Below are 26,755 nucleotides of genomic sequence, written 5' to 3'. Positions count from 1 at the left end.
ACGCCGAGGAGGAAACCGAGCCGTGCGACCGGACCGAGCCGTACTGCCCGACGCCTGATCGCACCGCACCGGTCGGTGACGCGGGACCCCGGGGCGACGCGGCTGAGGTCACCGGCGGACGCTCGCCGACCTGGGCCGCGACATGGCGGGGCATCGCAGCCGGCACGGCACGGGCGGGGTGCAGGCCCCGCAGTGGCTGACACACCACTTCCGGGGCGAGCCGTACCAGCTGGGGAGGCTCAGTTCGAGCGGGCCCGGTTCGGCCGGCGCATCGCGCACCGCTGCTGCGGCGGGCCGGTCTGGACGCCGTACCGGGGGAGCCCTGCCTGGAGGTGCACGTCCCCGGCTCCCGGGGACCGCTGACGCCGACCGCCTGCGACCGTTGCCTGGTCCTCGCCCGGGAGTTCGTCCGCCGTCACTTCACCGAGGAGCCGTACCCGGCCGCGGTCTGCCACTCCTGGCTGCTGGACCCGCAGTTGAAGCGGTATCTGGCCCTGGACTCCCACATCGCTGGCTTCCAGCAACGCTTCCGGGGGGTCCCGACGCTGAACCGGCCGACGCCGAGCCCCTCCGCTTCGTCTTCGGCGCCCCCGATGCGGCGGCCGCGCGGCTGCCGCGCCGCACGTCGGTGGAGCGGGCCGTCGGGGACCGTATGCGGGCGGTCGGCCACTGGCACCTCGGGCACGGCTGGCTGCCGCTCTGAACCGGCGACGGCCGGGCGTTCACTCGGTCGGGTGAACCGGCCGCGGAGTGGAACGGCTGTGCGGACGCGGCCCGTTGGACGGGCATGGAGCTGAAAATGCGAGAGGGACACCAGGGGACGGGGCCAGGGGCGATCACCCCGGACGGCTGCGCGGTCGAGCTCTACTCACGGCTGCCCGTCGGGACCGAGCCGGACATCGTGGCCGCGGCCGTGCCCGCGGGCGCGCGCATCCTGGAGCTGGGCTGCGGAGTGGGCCGTATGACCCGGCCGTTGCTGGAGCGCGGCTTCGACGTGACGGCGGTCGACGAGTCCGCCGAGATGCTGGAGCAGGTGTGCGGGGCACGCACCGTGTGCAGCCCGATCGAGCACCTCGACCTCGGCGAGACGTTCGAGGTCGTGATGTTGGCGTCGTTCCTCGTCCACGCCGGGGACGTCGAGGTGAGAAGAGGGCTGCTGGACGCCTGCGTCCGGCACGTCTCGGAGAGCGGCTGCGTGCTGATCCAGCGGGAGGGCGCGGACTACCACACGAACGTGCCGCGCGAGCGGGTGGACCCGAGCGGTTTCACCGTGCGGATCGTGTCGGCGAAGCCGGTCGGGGAGGGTGTCAACTCGGTCCACGTGGAGTACGAGTTCCCGGACGCGGTCTGGACACAGACCTTCCGCGCCCGGCCGCTGACCGAGGAGCAGTTCGAGGAGGCGCTGGCAGCGGCGGGGCTGAGGGTGGACCGTTGTCTCACCGAGGACGGGACATGGGTGCGGGCGGTTCCCGCGGACCGGGGGTGAGGGGACGGGCCGGCTACCTCGCCGGGCCTTCCGGGCGGCCCGGGCCCTCCAGGCCGCGCAGGCGTTCCAGCTCGCGCCGGTCCCGCTTGGTCGGGCGTCCGGCGCCCCGGTCGCGGATGCCGGCCGGGGCGACGGCCTCGCGGGGCGGGGGCGGCGGGGAGTTGTCGAGGTAGCACTGGGCGGCGATCGGGGCTCCGACCCGCTTGCGGATCAGCCGCTTCACGACGACGACCCGTTCCCTGCCCTCGTGCCGCAGGCGCACTTCGTCGCCGACGCGCAGGGAGTGCGCGGGCTTCACGCGCTCACCGTTGACCCGGACGTGACCGCCCCGGCAGGCGGTCGCGCCGAGGGAACGGGTCTTGATCAGGCGGACGGCCCAGATCCAGCTGTCGACCCGGACACTCTCGCCGGGCTGCGGCCCGGCGGCCTCGGCGGCGGCGACCGCGGCGGCGGTCTTCGGGTCGGGGGCCTGCTCGGCGGCCTTCGCCTCGCCGCCGGTGCTTTCGTCATGCTCGGAAGCCATGCCCGACCTTAGCCGCCCGGCCCCGTGCGGGGGACCGGATATCGGGGGGGGCCGGGAGACGGGGCCCGGGGCGCCGGGACCATCGGGTGCCGTGCCGTGCCGCGCGGCAGTCGACGGGACGGCCGCCCCCTCACGCGCGCGCGGCAGGCGGCGGCACAGCCGGCCCCCCCCGGGGGCGTGGCCGAGCGGTGGCCCGGTGGTCTTACGGTGGGGGCATGGACACCAGCGGCCTCGCCGGGCTCGATCAGCGGATCGCGGGGTGCCGGGCCTGCCCGCGGCTGGTCGCCTGGCGGGAGGAGGTGGCCCGCACCAAGCGGGCGGCCTTCGCCGACTGGACGTACTGGGGCCGCCCGGTGCCCGGCTTCGGCCCGCCGGACGCGCGCCTGCTGATCGTCGGGCTCGCCCCCGCGGCCCACGGCGGCAACCGGACCGGCCGGATGTTCACCGGCGACCGCTCCGGTGACGTGCTGTACCGGGCGCTGTACGACGTGGGGCTCGCGTCCCGGCCCACCGCCGTCACCGCCGACGACGGCCTGGAGCTCCACGGCGTCCGCGTCACCTCCCCGGTGCACTGCGCCCCGCCCGCCAACAAACCCACCCCCGCGGAGCGCGACACCTGCCGCCCGTGGCTCGTCCAGGAACTGGGCCTGCTGCGGCGCACGCTGCGCGCCGTGGTGGTCCTCGGTGCCTTCGGCTGGCAGGCCGCGCTGCCGGCGTTCGCCGGGGCCGGCTGGATGCTGCCCCGGCCCCGCCCCGCCTTCGCCCACGGCGCCCGGGTCACGCTGCACGGCCCGGACACCCCCGACCTGCACCTCTTCGGCTGCTACCACGTCAGCCAGCGCAACACCTTCACCGGCCGCCTCACCCCCGAGATGCTGCGGGAGGTGCTCCGCACCGCGGCCGGGGCGGCGGGGCTGCCCACGGCGGAAAGGGGATGAACGGCCGCGCCCGTCGGCGCTACGGTGCCCCGATGGGCCTGTATCCGAAGATCGAACCGTACGACCACGGCATGCTCGACGTGGGCGACGGCAACCACGTCCACTGGGAGACCGCGGGCAACCCGCACGGCAAGCCCGCGCTGGTGCTGCACGGCGGGCCCGGGTCCCGCACGAGCCCGAACCTCAGGCGCTACTTCGATCCCGCCGCGTACCGCATCGTGCTGCTCGACCAGCGCGGCGCCGGACGCTCCGTGCCCCCGGCGAGCGACCCCACCACCGACATGAGCGTGAACACCACCGGCCACCTCATGGCGGACCTGGAGCGGCTGCGCGCCCACCTGGGGATCGAGCGGTGGCTGGTGTGGGGCGTGTCGTGGGGGTCGGTCCTGGGGCTGCGGTACGCGCAGACCCACCCGGGCGTGGTGACCGAGCTGGTCCTGACCGGGGTCGCGACCGGCTCCAACGCCGAAGTGGACCTGCTCACCCGAGGGCTGGGCACCGTCTTCCCGGAGGCCCACGAGCGGTTCCTCGCCGCCCTGCCGGCCGGCGAGCGCGACGGCAACCTGGCCGCCGCCTGCAACCGGCTGCTGGAGTCCCCCGATCCGGACGTCCGGGAGCGGGCCGCGCGGGCCTGGACGGACTGGGAGACGGCGACCGTCCCCGCACCGCCCGGCTCGATCGCGCGCTTCCAGGACCCGGTGTTCCGGATGGGCTTCGCCCGCACCGTCACGCACTACTGGGGCAACGACCACTTCCTCGGCGACGGCAACGACGAAGGCGTGGTCCTGCGGGACGCGCACCTGCTGAAGGGCATCCCCGGCACCCTGGTGCAGGGCAGCCTCGACTTCGGCAACCTGCTCGGCATCGTCTGGCGGCTCCACCACGCCTGGCCGGACAGCGAACTGGTGGTCGTGGACGAGGCGGGACACGACGCCGGCGCGGTCGGGGACGACGCGCTCGTGGCGGCGACGGACAAGTACGCCCGCGCCGCGGCCTGACCGGCCGGCATTCCACCCCCTATCCACCAGGAGCTCGCAGCCGTGCCCTCCCTCACGGACCAGGCCTTCCTCGACACGACCGCCGACCGGCTCGCCGCCCTGCCCACCGTCCGGGCCGTCGCCCTCGGCGGTTCCCGGGCCCGGGGCACCCACCGGCCCGACAGCGACTGGGACCTGGCGGTCTACTACCGGGGCGCGTTCGACCCGGACGGCCTCCGTGCCCTCGGCTGGCCGGGGGAGGTGTCCGGCATCGGCGCGTGGGGCGGCGGCGTCTTCAACGGCGGCGCCTGGCTGACGATCGACGAACGCCGGGTCGACGTGCACTACCGCGACCTCGACGCGGTCGAGCACGAGGTGGCGGAGGCGGAGGCGGGCCGCTTCGGCGTGGAGCCGCTGATGTTCCACCTGGCGGGCATCCCGACGTACCTCGTGGTCGCGGAGCTGGCCGTCAACGAGGTGCTGCGCGGTGAACTGCCCCGCCCCGCCTACCCGGCGGCCCTCCGCGCCACCGCCCCGGAGCACTGGTACGGGATGGCCACGGCCACCCTCGCCTACGCCGGGGCGGGCCACGCCCCGAAGGGAGCGGTGACCCAGGTGGCCGGCGCGATCGCCCTGGCCGCGACTCAGACGGCGCACGCGGTGCTGGCGGCGCGGGGGGAGTGGGTCACCAACGAGAAGGGGATGGTCGCGCGGGCGGGACTGGGCGGCCTCGACGTCCTGCTGACGCGGCTGACGGAGGACCCGCGGTACCTGACCGGGGCGGTCACGCGGGCCGGGGAACTGCTGGGCGAAGCCATGGAGGCGGCCCGGCACGGTGCGCCGACGACGCGTGCGTGACGGCAGATCCCGCCCGGCCGCCGACCTGTGGCGCGCGTCACATCCTGGCCATGTCACGTTCGGGCCGCCTGCTTCCATCCGGTGGGTGTCGGCAAGTTGGCCAAGGAGGACGAACGATGAGCGCACGACAGGGGACCGGCACGGCGACCGCGCACCGCGTGGTGATCCTGGGGGCGGGATACGCGGGCATGGCCGCGGCCATCCAGCTAGCGGCCCGGACGAAGCGACGCGAGGACGTGCGGGTGACCGTGGTGAACTCGCGGGAGCGCTTCACCGAGCGCATGCGGCTGCACATGACGGCGACCGGGCAGCGGCTCGCCGAGCTGGACGTCCCGGAGCTGCTGGAGGGCACGGGCACGCAGTTCGTGCGCGGCTGGGTGACGGCGGTGGACGCGGACGCGAGGACCGTGCGGATCGACGACGACCGGGTCCTGTCCTACGACACGCTGGTGTACGCGCTGGGCGGCGTCGCCGACACCGCCGCGGTGCCGGGGGCCGACGACCACGCGTACACGCTGGGCGGCGCACAGGACGCCGAGCTGCTGGCCGACCGGCTGGCACGGTTCGGCCGCGGCACGGTGGTGGTCGCGGGCAGCGGGCTGACCGGCATCGAGTCGGCCGCGGAGATCGCCGAGCGGTACCCGGAGTCGAAGGTCGTGCTGCTCGGCAGGGAGGATCCCGGCGCGGCCATGACCCCGAGGGCGAAGGCGTATGTGCACGCCGCGCTCGACCGGCTGGGCGTCCAGGTGCGCGCCGGCGTCGAGGTGGTGAAGGTGCTGCCCGACGCGGTCGAGCTGGCGGGCGGGGAGAGCGTCGCGGCCGACGCGGTCCTGTGGACGAGCGGCACGCGGGCCCAGCCGCTCGCGGCCGCCGCCGGGCTGACCGTCGACGCTCACGGACGCGTCGTCACCGACGCCGCGCTGCGGTCGGTGTCCCATCCCGACGTGTACGCGATCGGCGACGCGGCCGCGATCCGCCAGGGCTACGGCGTCATGCACGGCACCTGCCAGGGCGGCATGCCGACCGGGGTGCACGCCGCGCTGTCGATCGACCGGGTGCTCAGGGGCAAGCAGCCCAAGCCGTTCCGCTTCGGCTACTATCACACGCCGGTGAGCCTGGGACGCGGCGACGCCGTGGTGCAGTTCACACGGCCCGACGACAGTCCGCGCCGGATCTGCCTGACCGGGCGCATGGCCGTCCGGTACAAGGAGACCGTGACCGCCTCGCCCTGGCCGACCTACGGCCGCATGAAGAAGATGCCCGCCTCGGGCGCGTTCTGGCCCCGCGGGGGCCGCTTCACCCGGAGCGGGGAGGGCAGGTGACCGGCCTCTCCACCGACCCCGGCCAGCAGGTCTTCCACGAGCACCGGCGGCTGCTGTTCTCCGTGGCCTACCGCCTCCTCGGCAGCGCGGCGGACGCCGAGGACGCGGTCCAGGACGCCTGGATCAAGTGGTCCGCCGCGGACCGGTCGCAGGTGGCCGACCCCAAGGCGTACCTGACCCGGATCGTCTCCAACCTGGCACTGGAACGGCTGCGCTCCACCCGGCACAAGCGGGAGACCTACGTGGGGCCGTGGCTGCCGGAGCCCATCCTCACCGGCGGGGACGCCTCCGAGGCCGTCATGGACGCCGAGTCGGTGTCGATGGCCATGCTGGTGGTGCTGGAGACGCTCAGCCCGCTGGAGCGCGCGGTGTTCGTGCTGAAGGAGGTCTTCGACTTCAGCCACGCCGAGATCGCCGAGGCGGTGGAGCGCTCCGAGGTCGCGGTGCGGCAGGCCGTGCACCGCGCCCGCGAGCACGTGCGGGCCCGACGGCCGCGCTTCGCCGCCGACCGCTCGCGTCAGCGCGATGCCACGGAGCGGTTCTTCGCCGCCGCGACCGGCGGGGACGTCAACGCCCTGATGGAACTGCTCTCCCCGGACGTCACCCTGTGGACCGACGGCGGCGGCAAGGTCCGCCAGGCCCTGCGCCCGGTGGTGGGCGCGGCCACGGTGGCCGCCTGGTTCGCGGCCATCGGCACCGTCACCTACCAGGGCGTCGAGCCCGCCGACATGAAGGCCGAACTCGTCGGGGTCAACGGCGGGCCGGGCGTGGTGTTCAGCGGACCGGATCGCGTGATCGCCACCGTCACCTTCGACTTCGGCCCCGACGGCCGTATCACCGCCATCCACAACGTGGCCAACCCGGACAAACTCCAGGCCGTCGCCGACGGCACGGCCTACGACGTCCGTACGCGGTGAGCGCCGTCACCGCGCGCCGCCGCGGAGCCCCGGCTCCCGGCGGTGGCGGGCCGGCGTCCGTCACCTCGCGGAAACGCGCCCGTTTCCGCCCCCTCACGAACCGCCCGTACTCTTGACAGCGCACGCCACAGCCCGGCCACCGTCGCCCGAAGGCTCACCTCCGCCCTCGACCAGACGACAGGAGCCCCGCGCCCCGTGCCCCGCACCGCCCGTCCCGCCGTCCTCGCGCTCCCGCCCTGGCTCGCCCACGCCCTGAACGCCCAGCGCGGGCCCGTGCCCTGGAGCGCGGTCACGCGGGGCGCGCTGGCCGGCGGGCCGCTGCTGCTCGCCGCCCTCCTCGCCGGGCGGACCTCCCTCGGCGTCGTCGCCGCCATCGCCGCCCTGCTCGCCGGCATCAACGACCGGCCGGGCAGTCGCCGTACGTCCGTCAGGCGGATCGGCGTCCCGGCGCTCGCGGGGGCGGCCGGGCTGCTGGGCGGCACCTTCGCGGGGCAGCACCTCGGGCCCGTCCCGCTGACCCTGGCGCTGACCGCGCTCGGAGTGGTCGCCGGAGGCGTCAGCGCCGCCGGAACCGTCGCGTCCGGGACCGGGACGCAGGTGATGGTCACCACCGCCGTGGGCGCCGGCATGCCGATGCCCGACCCCGGGTGGCAGAGCGTCCTCGCCTTCCTCGCCGGCGCGGGATGGCTGCTCACGCTGCGGCTGATCCTGCCCACACCCGGCTCCTTCGCCCGCGACGCGCGCCTCGACTTCCGCTTCGACGGGGAGCGCGCGGCCGTCGCCGACGCGTACGACGCCGTCGCCGCGCTGCTGGAGGCGGCGGGCACCGAACACGCCGGTGCCCGCCGGGCGGCGCTCACCGCCGCCCTCGACCAGGCGCAGGACGCGCTCGCCGGGCCCCGGCTGCGGCGCCACCCCTCCTCCTCGGCCGAACGCCGGCTGCACGCGCAGTACGCCGCCGCGCTGCCCCTCGGCGAGGCCGCGACCGCGCTCGCCTGGTCGGAGCACCCCGTGCCCGCCCGGGCCGCCGAAGGCCCCCGGCGGCTCGCCGCGGCCGTCCGCGGCAACACCCCCACCGGGCCGCTGCCCGCCCCCGCCCGCACCGAACCCGCCCTGCGGGCCCTCGACGACGCCCTCCTGCACGCGGCGGAGGCCTTCGACCGGGGCAGCGGCCGGGACCTGCACACCCGCAGCCGGCCGCTCACCTCCGTGGCGCGCACCGTCCTCGGCGCCGCCGGCCGGGAGTACGGACTGCGCGCCGGTCTGTGCTTCGGGGCCGGCGCCGCCGTCGGCCAGGTCCTGCACCAGGGGCACTGGTACGGGTCGCACCAGCACTGGTACTGGCTGCCCGCCACCGTCGTCTTCCTGGTCAAGCCCGACCTGGGCCCGCTGGTGTCCCGCGTGCTGTGCCGGGTGGCCGGGACCGTCCTCGGGGCGCTCGTCTTCGCCGCGTTCGCCGCCGTGCTGCCCCGGCCGGAGGGGTTCGTCGCGGTCGTCGTCCTCAGCGGGGCGCTCGTGCCCGTCGCCGCCCGGCACTTCGCCGCCCAGACCGCCGTCGTCACCGTCCTCGTCCTCGCCCTGGTCATGACCGGCGGCGAACCCCAGGCCGCGCTCAGCCGCATCGCGGAGACCCTGCTGGCCTGCGCGATCGTCCTGATCGTCGGGCATCTGCCGATGCCGGGGCAGCGCGGCGGCACGGTCCGCGCCCGGCTCGAGGCGGCGGGTGGCGCCGCACACGCCTACCTCGCCCACGTACTGAGCGAGCCCGACGACCGCGCCGCCCGGTGGAGGCTGCGCCGGGAGGCCTACCGCACGCTCGCCGAGGCCCGCACCGCCGTCGCCCTCGCCGCCGCCGAGCTGCCGGCGCTCGCCCGGCACTCCGCGGGCGCGGACGAGGTCGCCGCCGTCCTGGAACGGCTCGTCGACACCACCACCGCGTGCGCCGTGCACCTCGACGACAGCGGCCGCCTCACACCCCGGCTCACCGAGCGGCTCGCCGAGCTGCGCGACGAGCTGGCCGAGCGGCGCGAACGCGCGGGGCTGCGCCTGCCGGAGCTGCCGGTCGCCGGGCAGCCGCCGCACCGGACCGCCGGTCCGGAAAGAAATCCCACCGCACCGCGATGAGTTCCGCGCCTCCCACCGGTCAGCACCCCCGACGGACCGTTGCACAGGAGGAGCTGGAGCCCATGTCGCTTCCCGAGATCGTCTCGCGCGAGGACTGGCGCGCGGCGCGCGCGGCCTTACTGGCCCAGGAGAAGGCGGCCACCCGAGCGCGGGACGCGCTCAACGCCGAGCGGCGCTCACTGCCCATGGTGGAGATCGACAAGGAGTACGTCTTCGAGGGCGGCGACGGCAAGGCCACCCTGCTCGACCTCTTCGAGGGGCGCGACCAGCTCATCGTCCACCACTTCATGTTCGCGCCCGAGTGGGACGCCGGGTGCCGAAGTTGTTCGGCGTTCCTCGACCAGATCGGGCACCTGGCGCACCTGAGGGCACGCGGCACGTCCTTCGCGGCGGTGTCCCGCGCGCCGTACCCGAGGATCCTGCCGTTCAAGGCGCGGATGGGCTGGACCCTGCCCTGGTACTCGTCGTACCTCAGCGACTTCAACACCGACTTCGAGGCGACCCTGGAACACGAGGGGGAACTCGGCGAGCGCCCGGGCCTCAGCTGCTTCCTGCGGGACCGGGACCGGGTCTTCCACACCTACTCGACGTACGAACGCGGCCTCGACGGGCTCGGCTCGACCACCAGTCTCCTCGACCTGACCGCGCTCGGCCGGCAGGAGCAGTGGGAGCGGCCGGAGGGGCGCGCGTCGGCTCTCGGGGCGCCCGCGGGCAGCGACCGGATCCGGTACCACGACGAGTACGACGACTGACACGCACCGTGGCGAAGGGACCCGGACGGACGAGACGGCGCTCACACTTTGCGGTGAACGAGTGTCAACTTAGTCTCAGTACCATCACTTCACGAGGTGTTCGCTCCATGGTTGGCGTTTAACTCTACGAGTACAGCGCTACATGGAGGTGCAGGGTGAACGGGCGAACGGTGCTCGAGCGCTTTCCCGCCGGCGGGCCGCGCGGTTCCTGGCCGGCGGAGGAGTTCGCGCACGCGCGGCGTCTGGAGGGCCTGCCCGCCGAGGTCGTCATGGACCTCGCCTCGGACATGTTCCTGGTCGTCGTCCGCGGCGGCGGGACCACCGGTGACGCGGCCGCGTGACGGCGGACGGCCGGCACACCGGGTGAACGGCGGGATCAGCCCGCCCCGGGTGCGGGCACCGGCGCCTGCGTGAACTGCTCCGCCTGGAGCGAGTACAGCTCCGCGTAGACCCCGCCCGTGGCGAGCAGCTCGTCCGGTGTCCCGGACTCCACCAGCCTGCCCTGGTCGAGGACGTGTACCAGGTCCGCGTGGCGCACGGACGCCAGCCGGTGGGTGATCAGGACGACCGTCTGTCCACTGCCGGCCAGGGCGCGGATCTTTTCGAAGACCTCCAGCTCGGCCCGGGCGTCCAGGGCGGCCGTCGGCTCGTCCACGATGAGGATCCGGCCGCGCCGGTACGCCGCCCGGGCGATCCCGATCCGCTGCCACTGTCCGCCGGACAGCTCGTGGCCGCCGCTGAAGTTGCGGGCCAGCAGGGTGTCCAGGCCGCGGGGCAGGTCCGCGACCACCTCCTCGGCCCCGGCCTCGGCGACCGCGTCGGCCACGCGGTCGTCGCCCAGCGGCACGGAGGAGCGGCCCACGGCGACGTTCACCCGGGCGGTGAACGGCCAGCGCTTGAAGTCCTGGGCGACCATCGCGACGCGTTCGGCGAGCGCGTGCCGGTCCGCGGTCGCCGCGTCGACGCCGTCCCACGTGATGCGGCCACCGTCCGGGGTGTACAGCCCGGCGAGTAGTTTGACCAGGGTCGACTTCCCCGAGCCGTTCTCGCCGACCAGCGCGATGATCCGGCCCAGCGGCAGCGAGAGCGTGACGTCGTCGAGCGCGGGGCGGGTGGCGTCGCCCGGGTAGCGGAACGTGACGTTCTCGAACCGGACCTCCTTCGCGTCCTCCGGCAGCGCGGTGCCGCCGACCGGGATGGCCCGGCCGGCCGCCTCCACGTGCAGACGCTCCAGGTCGCCGACGAACAGGGCCTCCTCGTGCAGCGCGTTCAGCTCCACGACGAGCGTGCCGAGGCTCTGCGAGCCGGTGCGGATCGCGATGACGGCCGTGCCCGCCACCGACAGGGCCATCGCGCCGCCCAGCAGCAGCCCGCCGAGGGTCGCGTACGTCGCGGCCGTCGCCAGGCCGGTCCACGCCGCCGCGATCAGTCCCGTACGGGCCGCCAGCCGGGCCAGCCGGGCCTGCTCCGCCTCGGCGGTCTCCGACATCGCGCGGAAGTGCCGCAGCAGGAAGGGACCCACGCCGTGCACCCGGATCTCGGGGGCCGCCGCCGGTTCGATGAGCAGGCCGGCCAGCAGCCGTCCCGCCCGCTCGTGCTGCACCCAGGCGTGGAAGGACTCGTACCGGCGGCGGGCCAGGGTCAGTGCGCTCCAGGCGCTCGGCAGCGTCATCGTCAACAGCAGCGGCAGCAGCGCCGGGTGCAGCACGGTCAGCACACCGGCCGCGGCGACGAGCGAGATCATCGCGTTCACCACGCGCGTGCCGTACATGATCATGCGTCGTGCGGAGGCCGCGCCGTACTGGGCGGTGTCCAGCAGCTTGTGGAAGGCGTGGTCCTCGATGGCGGCCAGCTCCACGGCCGCCGCCCGCTCCAGGTAGCGTTCGGTGGCCACCCGTTCCACCTTGGGCTCCAGCCGCCCGGTCGCGTACGTCGAGGCCGCCCGCAGCAGCGCCGCGACCAGCATCACGGCGGCCACGGTGACCAGTGCGGGGACGGTTCCGCGCAGCCGCTCCCCGATCGGGCCGGCGGCCATCAGCCCGGCCAGCGCGGTGTTGACGGCGAGCAGGCTGACCGCCTGGGCCACGCCCCGGCCCACCTCGGCCGCCAGCACGGTCCGCGCCGCCTGCGGATCGGCCTGCCGGGCGAGCCGCAGACTGGACAGCAGCAGGGACGGCAACCGGGTCACCATGGCCCGGAACCCCAGCTCCAGGAACGCGTCCGCGTGCTGGCTCCAGCCCATGTCGTAGCGCAGGGGCCCGCCGAAGAGCAGCCGCTCCGACTCCGACACCCCGGCCTGCTCCGCGCCGCCCCTCTTCCCCACCGCGAGCCCCCGTTCGTGGACGAAGGGCCACTATCGCGGGGGCGGGCTCACCACGGGCAGGGCGCGAGCGGGGGAGACCGGAGCGCGCGGGCGCATGCCGGACCGGCCGGAGCGGACGGGGGCGTGCCGGGACGCACGAGGAGGAGTGGGTGGCTCGGAAGGGAGCGCGGAGCGACGGCACGGGGGCCGGCGGCGCGTGAGGGCGCGGAAGGACGCGACCGGGCGTGAGTCGTGCGCGGGAGGGCGCGAAGGCGCGCGCGGAGCCCGAGGGCCCGGGCGGCGGGCGGGGGAACGGTGCAAAGCGTCCCGGCGGCTACGCGCTCACCCGCGACCACGTCGGCGTCGTGTCCGTGAGGCGGCACAGCGCCAGGTAGAGCGGGATGGGCGGGGTGTAGGGGACAGTGCCGTCCGGCCGGTGGATCAGGCCGGGAAAACCGGGGGTGCCGGGGGTGTCGGGGACGACCGCGCCGGTTGCGTACCGCGCCGGGGCGGGCCACTCCAGGGCGTAGTCGGAGTCCGACGGGACGATCCACCACCAGTGGGCGTCGTCGGCGTAGACGCATCCCACGCGGGGCAGCCGGGGCAGCACCAGCGGGCCGAGACGCGCCGGCACCGTCACGGCGTCGCAGCCCAGCGGGGCCGTCATGCCGTCGGGCACGGGCAGTCGCCGGAGGCTCCCGGGCTCGAGCAGCGCGCGCTGCAGCCGGACCACGGTGTCCAGTCCGAGCGGGCGGACGCCGGACGAAGCCCTCATAGCCATGCGGTCCCCGTTCCACGGCGTGCCTCTGGGTGGTGTGCTTCCGCCTCGTCCTCGTCGCCGGTGCCGTCGGCGGGCCCGGGCTTCGGGCGGGCGCCCCAGCCCAGGTCGTCGCGGGGTTCGGCGGGGTCGTGCGGTGCGCTGGTGCCGCGCGGCAGTTCGGCCCAGACCAGCAGGCCGGGCCCGTGTTCGTGGGCGCCCCAGGCGTCGCACAGGGCGTCGACGAGGAGGAGTCCCCGGCCGTGCTCGTCGTCGGGCCGCTGGCCGTCCGACGGGTGCGGCTGGCCGGGCGCGCAGCCCTCGTCGCGCACGGCTATGCGCACCAGCTCGTCGCCGTCGTGCAGCTCGCACACGACGTACCGGCTCGCGGTGTGCACGATCGCGTTGGTCACCAGCTCGGAGACCACCAGGGCCGCGGTGTCACAGGTGTCCTCGCACACCGACCAGCCGTTCAGCCGGGCGCGTGTCAGGCGTCTGGCCTGCGCGGGGGAGCCCGGGTGTGCGGCCAGCTCGAAACGGAACCGGCGCTCGGCAGCGGCGGCCCCCGCGGGGCCGGCTCCCACGGCGGCGCCGAGGCCCCGGGGGGCCGCGACGGCGTCTGTTCCTAAGGGCGCGGACGGAATCACGCTTGCCACTATCGCCCCGCCGTGAACACTTGGCAAGTGTCACTCTGAAAAGTGCAGAGTGCTGTGTGACGGTCTGGACGGCCGTGGCACACTGCTTCGCAACAGCACGTCGAGCGGCGCCACTTCAGATCACCGAAGGTCTGCCCGGACTTTCGAAATGGTCTTCGAATGGCGCCGCCGGGCTGTCCGCACACACGGCGGCCGGCTCGTCGACGATCACGGGATCGCCGGGTCCGGGGATCACCCGTGCACGGAACAATTCAGGAATCTGCGTGGAGGTGGGACGGTGAGCGAGCCGCGGTCGGCGCCGACGGTCGGCCAGGTCGTCCTCGGCCGGCGCCTGCTGGACCTGCGCGAACGCGCGGGGCTCAAGCGCGAGGAGGCCGCCCGCATCCTGCGCGTGGCCCCCGCGACGGTCCGCCGCATGGAGATGGCCGAGGTCGGCCTCAAGATCCCGTACCTCCAGCTGCTGCTGAAGGCCTACGGCATCGGGGACGAGGAGGCCGAGGTCTTCGTCCAGCTGGCCGAGGACGCCAACAAGCCAGGGTGGTGGCAGCGCTTCCACGACATCCTGCCGGGCTGGTTCTCCATGTACGTCAGCCTGGAGGGCGCGGCCGCGCTGATCCGCTCCTACGAGCCCCACTTCGTCCCGGGGCTGCTGCAGACCGAGGACTACGCGCGCGGCGTGCTCCGCTCGGGCGCCATCGGCCAGACCCGGCCCGAGGACATCGAGCGCCACGTCGCCCTGCGCATGCAACGCCAGGACCTCCTCACCCGTGAGGACGCGCCCCGGCTGTGGGTCGTCATGGACGAGACCGCGCTGCGCCGCCCGGTCGGCGGACCGGAGGTGATGCGCGGCCAGATCGACAAGCTGCTCGACGCCACGAAGCTGCCCCACGTGACGCTGCAGATCGCCCCGTTCGCGAACGGGCCGCACCCCGGCACGTACGGGCCCTTCGTGCTGTTCCGATTCGCCGTGCCGGAACTTCCCGACATGGTCTACAGCGAGTACCTGACCGGCGCCGTCTACCTCGACGCGCGCACCGAGGTGGCGACCCACCTCGAGGTCATGGACCGCATGGCGGCGCAGGCCGCCACGGCACATCGCACGAAGGAGATCCTCCGGGATCTCCGCAAGGAGTTGTGAATGAACCGCATAAAGTCCCAGCCATCGCCACGCGGCCGCGCCGAGCGGATCTACAACGGCATGCCCGCCCGCGAACTGGGCAGCGAGGGCTGGCACAAGCCGTGGAGCGGCGGCAACGGCGGCAACTGCCTGGAGGCGATGAAGCTCGCCGACGGCCGGATCGCCGTACGGCAGTCCACCGATCCCGACGGACCGGCGCTGATCTACACCTCCGCCGAGATGACGGCCTTCATCGAGGGAGCGAAGGCGGGAGAGGCGGACTTCCTGCTGTCCTGAATCGCACGGCCCTGTTGTTGCTTGTTCTTAAGCTGTTTGGCACTGAGCCGATCACCGATTGCTGCGAAAACTTCACACCTTGGAGCGCGCCATGACCGGGCAGCCCCCTGCCGGCATCGACACGAGCAGGCCGCATCCCGCGCGGATGTACGACTGGTATCTCGGCGGCAAGGACAACTACCCGGTCGACGAGGAGATGGGCCGGCAGATGCTCGCCCTGGACCCGAGGGTGCCGGTGATGGCGCGGGTCAACCGCGCCTTCATGCACCGGGCCACGCGCTGGCTGGCCCGCCACGGCGTACGGCAGTTCCTGGACGTCGGCACCGGCATCCCCACCGAGCCCAACCTCCATCAGGTCGCCCAGGAGACCGTGCCCGACGCCCGCGTCGTCTACTGCGACAACGACCCGATCGTGCTGGCCCACGCGGCGGCCCTGCTGCGCGGCACGCCCGAGGGGGCGACCGAGTACCTCGCGGCCGACGTGCGGGACCCCGACGCCGTCCTGGACGGCGCCAGGAAGATCCTGGACTTCGACGAGCCCGTGGCGCTGTCGCTGGTCGCGCTGCTGCACTTCGTCTCCGACGAGGACGGCGCCCACGACCTGGTCGGCCGGCTGCTGGCGGCGCTGCCCTCCGGCAGTCATCTGGTGATGACCCACGCCACGGCCGACTTCACGCCCGAGGAGTCGCGGGCGGCCACGGAGAAGCTCAGGGCCGCCGGCGTCACCCTGGCCTTGCGCTCGCGCGAGGAGTTCGCCCGCTTCTTCGAGGGACTCGACCTGGTCGAACCGGGCATCGAGGTGCCCCACCTGTGGCACCCGGAGCTGGGCGAGCCGGTCGCCGGGCAGGACGACGGGGTCATCCCGGGATACGGGGCGGTGGCCCGCAAGCCGTGACCGGGGGCAGGGCGGCCCGCCGGGGTGCGGGGACGGCCGGTTTCAGGCCGTCATCGGCCGGTCGTACGGCCCGATGGGCGCCGGCAGACGCGTGCTGCCGCCCGACAGGTGGCGGTCGACGGCGGCCGCCACCGCCCGCCCCTCGGCTATCGCCCACACGATGAGCGACTGCCCGCGGGCGGCGTCCCCGGCGGCGAACACCCCCGGAACGTTGGTGGCGAAGTCCCGGTCCCGGACGATCGTGCCCCGGGGCGCCAGCTCCAGCCCCAGCCCGTCGACGAGCCCGTCCGTCCGGTCCGGCCCGGCGAAGCCGAGGGCGAGCAGCACCAGGTCGGCGGGGAGCGCCCGCTCGGTACCGGGCAGCGGACGCCGCCCGGCGTCCACCCCGACCAGGTGCAGCCTTCGCACGTGCCCCTCCGCGTCGCCGGTGAGGCGGAGCGTGGACGCCGCGAACAGCCGCGCGTCCGCGTCGGCGGCCGGCGCCGACCGCAGATGACCTGCCTCCTCGTGCGCGACCGACAGCCGGTAGAGCTTCGGGTACGTCGGCCAGGGCTCGGCCTCCTCGTCGCGTGCCGCGCCCGGCTGGGCGTAGATGTCCAGCTGGGTCACGGACGCGGCCCCTTCCCGCACCGCCGTGCCTAGGCAGTCCGCACCCGTGTCGCCCCCGCCGACGATGACGACGTGCCGGCCGGCGGCGGACAGCGGGGACGCCTCCAGGTCCCCCTCGCACACGCGGTTCGCCAGCGGCAGGTACTCCATCGCCTGGTGCACCCCGGCCAGCTCCCGGCCCGGCACGGGCAGTTCGCGCCAGGCGGTCGCCCCGACGGCGATCACGAGCGCGTCGTAGCGGGTCCGCAGCTCGGCGGCGTCGGCGTCCCGCCCGACCGCCGTCGCCGTACGGAACCTCGTCCCCTCGGCCCGCATCTGGTCGATGCGCCGCTCCAGATGACGCTTCTCCATCTTGAACGCGGGGATGCCGTACCGCATGAGCCCGCCGATCCGGTCGGCCCGCTCGTAGACGGCGACCGTGTGCCCGGCCCGGGTCAGCTGCTGGGCGGCCGCGAGACCGGCGGGCCCCGACCCGATCACCGCCACCGTCCGCCCGGACAGCCGGTCCGGCGGGCGCGGGGAGGTGAAACCCTCCTCCCAGGCCCGGTCGGCGATGGCGCACTCGACGTTCTTGATGGTGACCGCCGGCTGGTTGATGGCGAGCACACACCCCGCCTCGCACGGCGCCGGGCACAACCGGCCCGTGAACTCGGGGAAGTTGTTCGTGGCGTGCAACCGGTCGCTCGCCGCCCGCCAGTCCGAGCGCGCGACCAGCTCGTTCCACTCCGGGATCAGGTTGCCGAGCGGGCAGGCCTCGTGGCAGAAGGGCACACCGCAGTCCATGCACCGGTCGGCCTGCGGACCGATCAGGGGGAGCAGCGCGCCCGGGACGTACACCTCGTCCCAGTCCCGCACGCGTTCCCCGGCGGGCCTGCGGGGCCAGTCCTCGCGGGGCGTGGTCAGGAATCCCTTGGGGTCGGCCATGGCCGTCTTCCTTGCGTGCGGGCTGGCAGGCCGGGCGTCGCCGAACAACGCTCTCGCCGTCACCCTACGTCCGGCCGCAGCCGCCCGCAGGGCACCGGACGTGCCTCTTCCCCGGCCCTGCGGCCACCGCCGGCCGTCCTCCGCGCGCAGCCGCCACAGGTCCGGCGGCTGCTCGCGCTCAGGCGAGGGCCAGCACGTACGCCACCGCCGCGGCGGCGGAGGCACCCGCACGGACGTGGTTCCACGCGGTCCACTCGCGCACGTAGCCGGGCCACCGGCCGGCCGCCTCCGCCGAGGCCGGTTCCAGGCGGAGCAGCGCCTCGTTGCGCGGTATGTTCGCGGCCACGGTGACCCCGAACGACCCGATCAGGTACAGCGCGCTGCCCAGCAGCAGCTCCACCGCGCCCTCGTCCGGCCACCGCACGAACGTCACCACCGCGATCACCACGGACAGCACCGTCGTGCCGAGGAACACGAGCATGAACGCCGGGCGCACCGCGTCCCTGTTGATCGCGTTCATCGCCGCGACGCCCTGGGCGGGCGGCAGCGCGGCGAGACCCCGCATGACGAACGTCGAGAAGGCGCAGAAGACCCCGGCCGCCAGACCGGTCCCGAGCACCCCCAGTACCGCCAGCACGAAGTACGGCCCGTCGATCATGTCGCGTCCACTCCCACCCGTCGGACCGGTGCCCCGCCGGCACCGGCTGTCGTCGATCGCCCCCAGTCAACTCCCGCACGAGCACGGTGACCACGGCCGGGCGGCGCGGGATCACGCGGGGGCGTCCGGACGGGCCGCCACGCGTGCCGGACGGCCGACGGCGCATCATGGGCACGTGCGACTGGAAGCGATCACCTGGGACCGGCTCGGCGACCGGCTCGCCGAGCGACTGCTCGACCTGGAGCCGGCCGACGGCAGCCCCTGGCAGCGCGTCGCCTTCGACGGCGCGCCCGCCGCCCGCCCCGGCGACCTCGCCGAACGGGTCGGCGAGGCGCTGCGCCTGCGCGGCCGCCCCTCCCTCACCGTCGGGACGGAGGGCTTCCTGCGTCCCGCCTCCGTCCGCCTGGAGTACGGACGGCAGGACGTCGAGGCCTACTACAACGGCTGGCACGACACCGGCGCCCTGTGGCGTGAGGTCTTCGACCCCCTCGGTCCCGGTGGGGACGGGCGGGTGCTGCCCGACCTGTGGGACCCGGTGACCGACCGGGCCACCCGCAGTCCCTACGTCCACCTCCCGGCGGGCGGCGTGCTGCTGTTGCACGGGCCCTTCCTGCTGCGTCACTGGTTCCCCCTCGATCTCAGCGTCCACCTCGTCCTGACCCCGGGCGCCCTGCGCCGCCGCACGCCCGAGACCGAGCACTGGACCCTCCCGGCCTTCGGCCGCTATGCGGAGGAGGCCGACCCCGCCGCCACCGCCGACGTGCTGGTGCGTGCCGACGACCCGCGCCACCCGGCGTGGAACGGGTGACCGGACGGCATCCCCGAGTCCCGCCGGCCGTCGTGCCGCCGTCCCCGGGGCCAGTCTGCCGGGTCCGCGCGAGCGTCGTTCGAGCCTGTGGAAAGGGCAGATTCCGTTCCGTTTCCGCCTGTGGAGGAGTCGCGCGCTCCGCTTCGGGCGACCGCGGACGCGGACGCGGACGCGGCCGCCCGTCGCCCCTCGCCCGGAGCGTCGTCCGCTTCCGGCAAGTCGGGCAACTGGGATGATCGGGTCATGACGCGAACCGACGGATACCTCCTCGACAACCGGCAGGACGAGGCGGCGGAGCGCTTCGACGCCTTCGCCACCCTCTTCGATCCCACGACGTTCCGGCACCTCGAAGCGCTCGGCGTCGGACCGGGCCGGCGCTGCTGGGAGGTCGGGGCCGGCGGCACGTCCGTGGTGTCCTGGCTGGCCCGGAAGGTGGGACCGACCGGCGAGGTCGTCGCGACCGACATCGACACCTCACGAGTCGCCCCGGCCGCCCGCCCGCCGGTCGAGGTGCGCGTCCACGACGTGGCCGCGGAGGAACCCCCGGGGGAGGGTTTCGACCTGGTGCACGCCCGCCTCGTGCTCGTCCATGTCCCCGATCGGGAAAGGGCGTTGCGCTCGATGGTCGAGGCACTGCGCCCGGGCGGCCGGCTGCTCGTCGAGGACGCCGATCCCGCACTGCAGCCCCTGCTCTGCCCCGACGAGCACGGCCCCGAGCAGCAGTTGGCGAACCGGCTGCGGCAAGGCTTCCGCGAACTGCTAGCCCGCCACGGCGCCGACCTCTCCTACGGACGCAGGCTCCCGCGCCTCCTGCGGGAGAGCGGCCTGCAGCGCGTGGAGGCCGACGCCTACTTCCCGGTCACCTCACCCGCCTGTTCCGCGCTGGAGTCCGCGACGGTCCGGCAGATCCGCGCTCAGCTGGTCGGCGCGGGCGTGGCCACCGACGAGGACATAGAACGGCGCCCCGGGAGCCCGGGGCGTCCGCCCCGGCGGGCCGCCGGTCAGGCGTCGCACCCGGCTCGCGGAGGTCTCCCGCCCACCCGCTCGACCGCCGCCGCTCCCGCCCGGCACCCCTGCGCCACCGCCTCCTCGGGCGGCGCACCCGCGACCAGCGCGGCGAGGAACGCGCCCGTGAAGGCGTCACCGGCGCCCGTACTGTCCCGCGGAGACGCCGGGACGGCCGGGAGCCGCGCGCACACGGCACCGGACCGGGCCACCAGGGCCCCCTCTGCGCCCTGCTTGACGATCACCAGCGGAACGTGCCGGCTCAGCTCGGCAGCGGCGTCCGCGGCGTCCGGCGTCCCGGTGAGCAGGCACGCCTCGTCCCGGCTGGGCAGCAGGACGTCGACCCCCTCGACCAGCCCCAGGAAACGGCCGGCGCCCAAGGCCGTCAGGAAGCCCGCCGACGCCGGATCCAGGCTCACCGGCACCCCCCGCGCGTGTGCCGCGGCCAGCGCGACCGCCACCAGGGCGCGGCTCGGCTCCGAGAAGAGGAGGTAACCCGACAGGTGCAGACGCGCGACGCCGTCGAGCAGCGTGTCCGACCAGTCACCGGGCTCCGCCCGCAGCGACGCCCCGCTGTCGGTGAGGAACGTCCGTTCGGCCGAGGCACCCGTGTCGACCAGGCAGACGACCGTCCCCGTCGGCGCCGACCGGTCGACGACCAGGAGGGGCCGCACCCCGTGCGCCAGCAGCTCCCGCTCGTGCCAGTCCGAGGAGTCCGCGCCGACCCGCCCCAGCAGCCGCACGTCCCCGCACCCCTCGTACGCGGCCCAGCAGGCCACGTTGGCCCCCGCACCGCCGGGCAGCCGCCGGATCGACGCGGCCGTGTCCGTCCCGGCGGCGAGCGGCCCCCGGTGCCGGGCGACGACATCGGTGACGACGTCCCCGACGACCAGCAGCCCGCCGCCCGCCGCGGCGGTCACGCCCCGGTCCACGCCGCCGCGACCCGTGCCGCCAGCCGGACGTTGCCGCGCACCGCCGCCAGGTTGGCGCTCAGCGACGCGCCGTCCGTGTGCCGCACCAGGTGGTCCAGCAGGAACGGCGTGACCGCCTGGCCCGTGACGCCCTCCTCCGCGCACGCGCGCAGCGCGTCGGCGAGCACGCGCGCGTGCAGCGCGGGGTCGAGCTGCTCCTCCGGGGCGACGGGATTGGCGACGACGAGCGCCGACTCCGGCCCGCCGAGCGCGTCCTGCGCCCGCATCACCGCCGCCACCTGCTCCGGGGTGCGCAGCGTCCAGTCCACCGGATGCCCCGAGTCGGACAGGTAGAAGCCGGGGAAGCGGTCCGTGCCGTACCCGGCCACCGCGACGCCCAGCGTCTCCAGCCGCTGCAGGGTCGCCGGCACGTCGAGGATGGACTTCACGCCCGCGCACACCACCGTGATCCGGGTGCGCGCCAGCAGACCGAGGTCGGCCGACTCGTCCTGTGTCACGGTCCACTCCCGGTGCACCCCGCCGAGCCCGCCGGTCGCGAAGACGCGCACCTCCGCCCGGGCGGCCAGCAGCGCGGTCGCCGACACCGTGGTCGCGCCGCTCGCCCCGGCGGCCAGCGCGAGCGGCATATCGCGGTGGCCCAGCTTGCGGATGCCGTCCTCGGTCGCGACCCGCTCCAGCTGCTCCTCGTCCAGGCCGACATGCGGCCGCCCGTCCAGCACGGCGATCGTCGCCGGTACGCCGCCCTCCTGCCGCACGGCGGCCTCCAGCTCCCGGGCCACCAGCAGATTCCGCGGGCGCGGCAGCCCGTGCGCGATGATCGTGGACTCCAGGGCCACCACGGGGCGACGCCCGGCGATCGCCTCCCCTACCTCTTCCGACACCACCAGCACCACGCGCCTGCCTCCCCAGTCCGTCGGTTCTCCCTCATGCCTGGCGGGCGGGGCGCCGGATCAAACCAGGGGGACGGCGGCCCCGCTCAGAACAGCGGCTCGGGGAGCACACCCTCCAGCGCGAGCAACCGCCGCTTGGTGTCCACGCCGCCGCCGAACCCGCCGATGCCGCCGTCGCTCCCCACGACCCGGTGGCACGGCACGACGACCGGCAGCGGATTGGCCCCCATCGCCGCGCCCACCGCCTGGGCGGCCCCGGGCTGGCCCACACGCTCGGCCAGATCGCCGTAGCCGACGACCGAGCCGTACGGCACGCCGGACGCCAGCTCCCGCAGCACCTGCCGGTTGAAGCCCGATATCAGCGACCAGTCCAGGGGCAGCTCGAAGTCGTGCCGCTCGCCCGCGAAGTACGCCTCCACCTGCCGTGCCGCCTCGGCCAGCAGCGGGGAACCGGGCGCCTCGACGGGCCGGGTGCCCAGCCGGGACGCGAGCCGCTCCAGTGCCCGGTCGCGCACGGCGTCCGTGGCGTGGAACACGACGTTGACCAGTCCCGTCCGGCTCGCGGCCAGCAGCAGCGGACCGATGCCGGTGCCGACGACGGTCCACACGACCTGCTGCTCGTCCTGCCCGTGGCTGTCCATGCGCCCACCGTACGGCCCGCCACCGACAACGCCCGGGGCGCGCGGACGCCCGCCCCGAGCGTCGGGCGATCACAGTTCGGCGGAGTCCGCCGCCTCGCCCACCGCGTCCCGCACCACGTCGGGCTTGTTGGTGATGACGCCGTCCACCTCGTAGCCGGCCACCCGCCGGGCGGTGTCCGCGTCGTCGACCGTCCAGGTGAAGACCTCCATGACCCTGCCGTGCGGCCCGGTGAAGGTGTGGACGGTGGCGACGTAGCTCTGGGAGATCGAGCCGTAGGAGGGGTTGATCTGGTCGGTGAACTTCGCGTACTCGGGCAGGTCCGCCACGGCCGGGGTGCCGAGGAACCCGGTCTTGACGGCGGGCTTCAGGTCGTGGACGGTCCGGATGCTGTCCGCGTCGAAGCTCTGGACGACCAGCCGGCCCGCCACGTGCCGCCGGTCGAGCCACCCCTCGTTGGCGAGAGCCTTCAGGGTCTGGCGCTCGATCCCCGGGTAGAGCCCCGGGCTCTTGAGCTCCAGCAGCAGTTTCTGGTGGTGGAGCTCCACGCGTCGCACGTACTGCTCCAGGGTCGGCACGCGCGCGCCCGCGTACGCGGGGCCGAACCAGCTCCCGGCGTCCAGACGGGCGATCTCGGCGGCGGTGAAGTCCTTCACCTTCCAGGGTGCGCGGTCGGGGAAGACCTCCTCGACGTCGGTGGTGCGCTGCAGGCTGTCGTCGTGGATGACGACGAGTTCGCCGTCCTTGGTGCGCTGGACGTCGTTCTCCACCCAGCGGATGCCGAGCTCGGCCGCCTTGTCGACGGCGGCCAGCGTGTTCTCCGGCGCGTAGGCGGAGGCGCCCCGGTGGGCGACGACCGTCGGCGCGTCCCCGTTGTCCGGAGTGTCTGCGTGGGAACTGGGAGCCATGAGGACGACCCCCACGAGCGCGGTGGTCAGGACGGCAACTGCGCGCGCGTGCATGCGTACTCCTCGCGTCGAGCGTTCACGGACAGCACTACTGTGACAGCAGAGCGTCAACGAGAGATGGGTGCAGAATGGCCACAGGCTGAATGGGAGTTGCTCAACTCCGCTCACCGGGGCGGCACAACTGCGGCAAGGCCGTGATTCTTTGCCGGAGAATCGTTCGTCCGTTCCGGTGGGAGTCATACTCTCTGCCTCGGCCCTGACCGTTTGTACGGTCCTGGGAAGGGTGCGCAATCAGGGCATTCCGGGACATAAAAAGGCGGAAGGGTAGCCGCACATGCACGACACGGTCGACGGCTTCAGCTACGGACTCGTCACACCGCTGGTGGCTTACCTCATGGCCTGCCTCGGCGGCGCCCTCGGTCTGCGCTGCACCACCAGATCGATAGTTGTCACCCGATCGTGGCGCCCGGCATGGCTGGCCCTCGGCTCGGCGGCGATCGGCTCCGGGATATGGACCATGCACTTCATCGCGATGATGGGGTTCACGATCGAGCACACGCCGATCCGCTACGACTGGGCGATGACGTTCGCGAGCCTCGCCGTCGCCATCGTCATGGTGGGCGTGGGCGTCTTCATCGTCGGCTACCGGGGCGCGCGGGGAACGGCCCTGTTCACCGGGGGCACGATCACCGGCCTGGGGATCGCCTCGATGCACTACCTGGGAATGGCCGGTATGCGGCTGGACGGGCAGCTGGAGTACAACACGCTCACCGTGTCCGCGTCCGTCGCCATCGCCATGGCCGCCGCCACCGCGGCCCTGTGGGCGGCCGGGCAGGTCCGGGGATTCCTCTGGAGCGTGGGCGCCAGCCTCGTGATGGGCCTCGCCGTCACCGGCATGCACTACACCGGCATGGCCGCGCTCGACGTGCACCTGCACGGCACGGCCGTCCCCTCCGTCGGCGGCTCACCGGCCGAGCTGCTCGCCCCCATGCTGATCGGGCCCCTCGCTTTCCTCCTCCTCGCCGGCGTCGTGGTGCTCCTCGACCCGCTGATGATCATGGGGCGGCCGGCCGGGGTGCCCCTCGAGCACAAGCCGGGCATCCCCGCCCACCCCGAGTTCCCGCCCCGGGCCCACCGCCCGGCGCACCACCCCGCGCACCACACCCGCCGCCACCTCGCCCACCGGCGCCCCCGCACCCCGCAGAACCGCTGATCCGGACCGGTTGTCAGTGCGGGGTCGTACGGTGGATCCCATGCGGCCCGTTTCTCAGATCGAACGCACGGTGGCGCCCTTCGAGGTCGTCAGCCCCTACCAGCCGAGCGGCGACCAGCCGACGGCCATCGCCGACCTCGCCCGGCGCATCGAAGCAGGCGAGAAGGACGTCGTGCTACTCGGCGCGACCGGCACCGGCAAGTCCGCCACCACCGCGTGGATGATCGAGAAGCTCCAGCGCCCCACCCTCGTGATGGCGCCGAACAAGACACTGGCCGCCCAGCTGGCGAACGAGTTCCGGGAAGCTCCTGCCGAACAACGCCGTCGAGTACTTCGTCTCGTACTACGACTACTACCAGCCCGAGGCCTACGTCCCGCAGTCGGACACGTACATCGAGAAGGACTCCTCGATCAACGAGGAGGTGGAGCGCCTGCGCCACTCCGCGACCAACTCGCTGCTCACCCGCCGCGACGTCGTCGTGGTCGCCTCGGTCTCCTGCATTTACGGTCTCGGCACCCCGCAGGAGTACGTCGACCGCATGGTCCCCCTCCGCGTCGGCGACGAGCACGACCGGGACGAGCTGCTGCGCCGCTTCGTCGACATCCAGTACACGCGCAACGACATGGCCTTCGCCCGCGGCACCTTCCGTGTCCGCGGCGACACCATCGAGATCTTCCCGGTCTACGAGGAGCTCGCCGTCCGCATCGAGATGTTCGGCGACGAGATCGAGGCCCTGTCCACGCTGCACCCGGTCACCGGCGAGATCATCAGCGACGACCAGCAGCTGTACGTGTTCCCGGCCTCCCACTACGTCGCGGGCCCCGAGCGCATGGAGCGCGCGGTCAACGACATCGAGAAGGAGCTGGCCGAGCGCCTGACCGAGCTGGAGAAGCAGGGCAAGCTCCTGGAGGCCCAGCGTCTGCGGATGCGCACGACGTACGACCTCGAGATGCTCCGCCAGATCGGCAGCTGCTCCGGCGTCGAGAACTACTCGATGCACTTCGACGGCCGCTTGCCCGGCTCGCCGCCCAACACCCTGCTGGACTACTTCCCGGACGACTTCCTGCTCGTCATCGACGAGTCGCACGTCACGGTGCCGCAGATCGGCGCCATGTACGAGGGCGACGCCTCCCGCAAGCGGACCCTGGTCGACCACGGGTTCCGGCTGCCCTCCGCCCTCGACAACCGCCCGCTGAAGTGGGAGGAGTTCCAGGGGCGCATCGGGCAGACGGTGTACCTGTCGGCGACCCCCGGCACCTACGAGCTCTCCCGCTCGGACGGCGCCGTCGAGCAGATCATCCGCCCCACCGGACTCATCGACCCCGAGGTCGTCGTCAAGCCCACCGAGGGCCAGATCGACGACCTGGTGCACGAGATCCGTCAGCGGACCGAGAAGGACGAGCGCGTCCTCGTCACCACGCTCACCAAGAAGATGGCCGAGGACCTCACCGACTACTTCCTGGAGCTCGGCATCCAGGTCCGCTACCTGCACAGCGACGTCGACACGCTGCGCCGCGTGGAGCTGCTGCGCGAGCTGCGCGCCGGCGAGTACGACGTCCTGGTCGGCATCAACCTCCTGCGCGAGGGCCTCGACCTGCCCGAGGTCTCCCTGGTGGCCATCCTCGACGCCGACAAGGAGGGCTTCCTGCGCTCCGGCACTTCCCTGATCCAGACCATCGGCCGCGCGGCGCGCAACGTCTCCGGCCAGGTCCACATGTACGCCGACAAGATCACCCCGGCGATGGAGAAGGCCATCGACGAGACCAACCGCCGCCGGGAAAAGCAGATCGCCTACAACACGGCGAACGGCATCGATCCGCAGCCCCTCCGCAAGAAGATCAACGACATCGTGGCGCAGATCGCCCGCGAGGACGTCGACACCGAGCAGCTCCTCGGCTCGGGTTACCGCCAGTCGAAGGACGGCAAGGCCGCGAAGGCCCCCGTGCCCGCCCTCGGGGGCAAGGCGGCGGCCGGCGCCAAGGCGGCCAAGGGCAGGAAGACCGAGGCGGCGCCCACCGACCGCCCCGCGGCGGAGCTCGCCGGGCAGATCGAGGACCTCACCACCCGCATGCGGGCCGCCGCCGCGGACCTCCAGTTCGAGATCGCGGCCCGTCTGCGCGACGAGGTCTCCGAGATGAAGAAGGAGCTGCGCCAGATGAAGGAGGCCGGTCTGGCCTGACGGCCCGTCCGGCACGCGGTGTGTTGCAAGACCGACACAAAGTGCGGACCTGGGTACGGCACTGTCGG

The 26,755-nt window shown here is 73.9% G+C and carries 25 protein-coding genes and 4 pseudogenes; 19 read left to right on the top strand and 10 right to left on the bottom strand.

Going from position 1 to position 26,755, the window contains the following annotated elements:
• Positions 1-124 precede the first annotated feature (124 nt).
• The 4 genes and pseudogenes from AC0VYN_RS26670 to AC0VYN_RS26655 all read left to right on the top strand — a co-directional run.
• A pseudogene (locus AC0VYN_RS26670) lies at positions 125-205 on the top strand (acyltransferase domain-containing protein); the annotation flags it as partial.
• Positions 206-332: 127 nt separating this feature from the next.
• Positions 333-491 (top strand): annotated as a pseudogene (locus AC0VYN_RS26665) (acyltransferase domain-containing protein); the annotation flags it as partial.
• Positions 449-703, top strand: a complete 255-nt coding sequence (locus AC0VYN_RS26660; protein ID WP_475536996.1) for a hypothetical protein — start codon at positions 449-451, stop codon at positions 701-703. The pseudogene AC0VYN_RS26665 and the gene AC0VYN_RS26660, both read left to right, overlap by 43 nt.
• A 96-nt stretch (positions 704-799) precedes the next feature.
• Complete coding sequence (locus AC0VYN_RS26655; protein ID WP_475533010.1) at positions 800-1,486, top strand: class I SAM-dependent methyltransferase; 687 nt, start codon at positions 800-802, stop codon at positions 1,484-1,486.
• A 13-nt stretch (positions 1,487-1,499) separates the two neighbouring features.
• Here AC0VYN_RS26655 and AC0VYN_RS26650 read toward each other — a convergent pair whose 3' ends face one another.
• A complete protein-coding gene (locus tag AC0VYN_RS26650) occupies positions 1,500-2,009 on the bottom strand; it encodes an RNA-binding S4 domain-containing protein (RefSeq protein ID WP_475533009.1) in 510 nt (169 codons plus the stop codon).
• A 215-nt stretch (positions 2,010-2,224) separates the two neighbouring features.
• Between AC0VYN_RS26650 and AC0VYN_RS26645 the strand changes: the two genes are divergently transcribed.
• From AC0VYN_RS26645 to AC0VYN_RS26610, 8 genes are all read left to right on the top strand, one after another.
• Positions 2,225-2,947, top strand: a complete 723-nt coding sequence (locus AC0VYN_RS26645; RefSeq protein ID WP_475533008.1) for a uracil-DNA glycosylase — start codon at positions 2,225-2,227, stop codon at positions 2,945-2,947.
• A 32-nt stretch (positions 2,948-2,979) separates the two neighbouring features.
• Positions 2,980-3,945, top strand: a complete 966-nt coding sequence (gene pip, locus AC0VYN_RS26640) for a prolyl aminopeptidase (protein ID WP_475533007.1) — start codon at positions 2,980-2,982, stop codon at positions 3,943-3,945.
• 42 nt (positions 3,946-3,987) lie between these two features.
• On the top strand, positions 3,988-4,782 hold the full coding sequence (locus AC0VYN_RS26635; protein ID WP_475533006.1) for a nucleotidyltransferase domain-containing protein: 795 nt from the start codon (positions 3,988-3,990) through the stop codon (positions 4,780-4,782).
• Between the two features lie 116 nt (positions 4,783-4,898).
• On the top strand, positions 4,899-6,104 hold the full coding sequence (locus AC0VYN_RS26630) for an NAD(P)/FAD-dependent oxidoreductase (protein WP_475533005.1): 1,206 nt from the start codon (positions 4,899-4,901) through the stop codon (positions 6,102-6,104).
• Positions 6,101-7,021 carry an RNA polymerase sigma-70 factor gene (locus tag AC0VYN_RS26625; protein WP_475533004.1) on the top strand — a complete coding sequence of 307 codons (921 nt, stop codon included), beginning with the start codon at positions 6,101-6,103 and terminating at the stop codon, positions 7,019-7,021. The genes AC0VYN_RS26630 and AC0VYN_RS26625 overlap by 4 nt, the downstream gene beginning before the upstream one ends.
• Positions 7,022-7,216: 195 nt before the next feature.
• Positions 7,217-9,145 (top strand): FUSC family protein, encoded by a 1,929-nt coding sequence (locus tag AC0VYN_RS26620; protein WP_475533003.1) that lies wholly within the window; start codon positions 7,217-7,219, stop codon positions 9,143-9,145.
• Between the two features lie 62 nt (positions 9,146-9,207).
• Positions 9,208-9,897 carry a DUF899 domain-containing protein gene (locus AC0VYN_RS26615; protein WP_475533002.1) on the top strand — a complete coding sequence of 230 codons (690 nt, stop codon included), beginning with the start codon at positions 9,208-9,210 and terminating at the stop codon, positions 9,895-9,897.
• 155 nt (positions 9,898-10,052) lie between these two features.
• Complete coding sequence (locus AC0VYN_RS26610; protein WP_385463895.1) at positions 10,053-10,238, top strand: hypothetical protein; 186 nt, start codon at positions 10,053-10,055, stop codon at positions 10,236-10,238.
• A gap of 35 nt (positions 10,239-10,273) precedes the next feature.
• Here AC0VYN_RS26610 and AC0VYN_RS26605 read toward each other — a convergent pair whose 3' ends face one another.
• The 3 genes from AC0VYN_RS26605 to AC0VYN_RS26595 all read right to left on the bottom strand — a co-directional run bounded on the left by AC0VYN_RS26605 (position 10,274) and on the right by AC0VYN_RS26595 (position 13,612).
• A complete protein-coding gene (locus tag AC0VYN_RS26605; RefSeq protein ID WP_475536995.1) occupies positions 10,274-12,139 on the bottom strand; it encodes an ABC transporter ATP-binding protein in 1,866 nt (621 codons plus the stop codon).
• Positions 12,140-12,533: 394 nt separating this feature from the next.
• Positions 12,534-12,974 carry a hypothetical protein gene (locus AC0VYN_RS26600; protein ID WP_475536994.1) on the bottom strand — a complete coding sequence of 147 codons (441 nt, stop codon included), beginning with the start codon at positions 12,972-12,974 and terminating at the stop codon, positions 12,534-12,536.
• Positions 12,971-13,612 carry an ATP-binding protein gene (locus AC0VYN_RS26595; RefSeq protein WP_475533001.1) on the bottom strand — a complete coding sequence of 214 codons (642 nt, stop codon included), beginning with the start codon at positions 13,610-13,612 and terminating at the stop codon, positions 12,971-12,973. Before AC0VYN_RS26595 ends, AC0VYN_RS26600 begins: the two co-directional genes overlap by 4 nt.
• Before the next feature lie 277 nt (positions 13,613-13,889).
• Between AC0VYN_RS26595 and AC0VYN_RS26590 the strand changes: the two genes are divergently transcribed.
• The 3 genes from AC0VYN_RS26590 (at position 13,890) to AC0VYN_RS26580 (ending at position 15,921) form a co-directional block, all read left to right on the top strand.
• Positions 13,890-14,750 carry a helix-turn-helix domain-containing protein gene (locus tag AC0VYN_RS26590; protein WP_385463890.1) on the top strand — a complete coding sequence of 287 codons (861 nt, stop codon included), beginning with the start codon at positions 13,890-13,892 and terminating at the stop codon, positions 14,748-14,750.
• The gene (locus AC0VYN_RS26585) at positions 14,751-15,026 is read left to right on the top strand and encodes a DUF397 domain-containing protein (RefSeq protein ID WP_161168324.1); all 276 of its coding nucleotides are present in this window, start codon (positions 14,751-14,753) and stop codon (positions 15,024-15,026) included.
• A gap of 91 nt (positions 15,027-15,117) precedes the next feature.
• Positions 15,118-15,921, top strand: a complete 804-nt coding sequence (locus AC0VYN_RS26580) for an SAM-dependent methyltransferase (protein ID WP_475533000.1) — start codon at positions 15,118-15,120, stop codon at positions 15,919-15,921.
• Between the two features lie 42 nt (positions 15,922-15,963).
• Here the strand turns inward: AC0VYN_RS26580 and AC0VYN_RS26575 are convergent, their stop codons facing one another.
• Both AC0VYN_RS26575 and AC0VYN_RS26570 read right to left on the bottom strand, forming a co-directional pair.
• Positions 15,964-17,454: a glutamate synthase subunit beta gene (locus AC0VYN_RS26575; RefSeq protein ID WP_475532999.1), complete on the bottom strand. Its 1,491-nt coding sequence runs from the start codon at positions 17,452-17,454 to the stop codon at positions 15,964-15,966.
• Positions 17,455-17,632: 178 nt separating this feature from the next.
• Entirely contained in the window at positions 17,633-18,112 is a 480-nt protein-coding gene (locus AC0VYN_RS26570; protein WP_475532998.1) for an anthrone oxygenase family protein, read from the bottom strand.
• Positions 18,113-18,287: 175 nt separating this feature from the next.
• On the opposite strand from AC0VYN_RS26570, the gene AC0VYN_RS26565 reads away from it, so the two are divergent.
• Together AC0VYN_RS26565 and AC0VYN_RS26560 are read left to right on the top strand one after the other, a co-directional pair.
• Entirely contained in the window at positions 18,288-18,920 is a 633-nt protein-coding gene (locus tag AC0VYN_RS26565; protein ID WP_475532997.1) for a nucleoside/nucleotide kinase family protein, read from the top strand.
• 243 nt (positions 18,921-19,163) lie between these two features.
• Positions 19,164-19,880, top strand: a pseudogene (locus AC0VYN_RS26560) (methyltransferase domain-containing protein); the annotation flags it as partial.
• A gap of 41 nt (positions 19,881-19,921) precedes the next feature.
• On the opposite strand, the gene AC0VYN_RS26555 reads toward AC0VYN_RS26560, so the two are convergent.
• The 4 genes from AC0VYN_RS26555 to AC0VYN_RS26540 form a co-directional block, all read right to left on the bottom strand.
• Positions 19,922-20,845 carry a carbohydrate kinase family protein gene (locus AC0VYN_RS26555; protein ID WP_475532996.1) on the bottom strand — a complete coding sequence of 308 codons (924 nt, stop codon included), beginning with the start codon at positions 20,843-20,845 and terminating at the stop codon, positions 19,922-19,924.
• The gene (locus AC0VYN_RS26550) at positions 20,842-21,750 is read right to left on the bottom strand and encodes a pseudouridine-5'-phosphate glycosidase (protein WP_475532995.1); all 909 of its coding nucleotides are present in this window, start codon (positions 21,748-21,750) and stop codon (positions 20,842-20,844) included. Before AC0VYN_RS26550 ends, AC0VYN_RS26555 begins: the two co-directional genes overlap by 4 nt.
• An 83-nt stretch (positions 21,751-21,833) precedes the next feature.
• Entirely contained in the window at positions 21,834-22,388 is a 555-nt protein-coding gene (locus tag AC0VYN_RS26545) for a methylated-DNA--[protein]-cysteine S-methyltransferase (protein WP_475532994.1), read from the bottom strand.
• A 69-nt stretch (positions 22,389-22,457) separates the two neighbouring features.
• Positions 22,458-23,348 (bottom strand): glycerophosphodiester phosphodiesterase, encoded by an 891-nt coding sequence (locus AC0VYN_RS26540; RefSeq protein ID WP_475532993.1) that lies wholly within the window; start codon positions 23,346-23,348, stop codon positions 22,458-22,460.
• Between the two features lie 280 nt (positions 23,349-23,628).
• On the opposite strand from AC0VYN_RS26540, the gene AC0VYN_RS26535 reads away from it, so the two are divergent.
• Positions 23,629-24,507 carry an MHYT domain-containing protein gene (locus AC0VYN_RS26535; RefSeq protein WP_475532992.1) on the top strand — a complete coding sequence of 293 codons (879 nt, stop codon included), beginning with the start codon at positions 23,629-23,631 and terminating at the stop codon, positions 24,505-24,507.
• Between the two features lie 40 nt (positions 24,508-24,547).
• A pseudogene (uvrB, locus tag AC0VYN_RS26530) lies at positions 24,548-26,687 on the top strand (excinuclease ABC subunit UvrB).
• Positions 26,688-26,755 lie beyond the last annotated feature (68 nt).

Source organism: Streptomyces sp. 63XJN7_1_ISO-PGPR-S23-121, from assembly GCF_056173025.1.
This window is presented reverse-complemented; position numbering and strand designations above follow the sequence as displayed.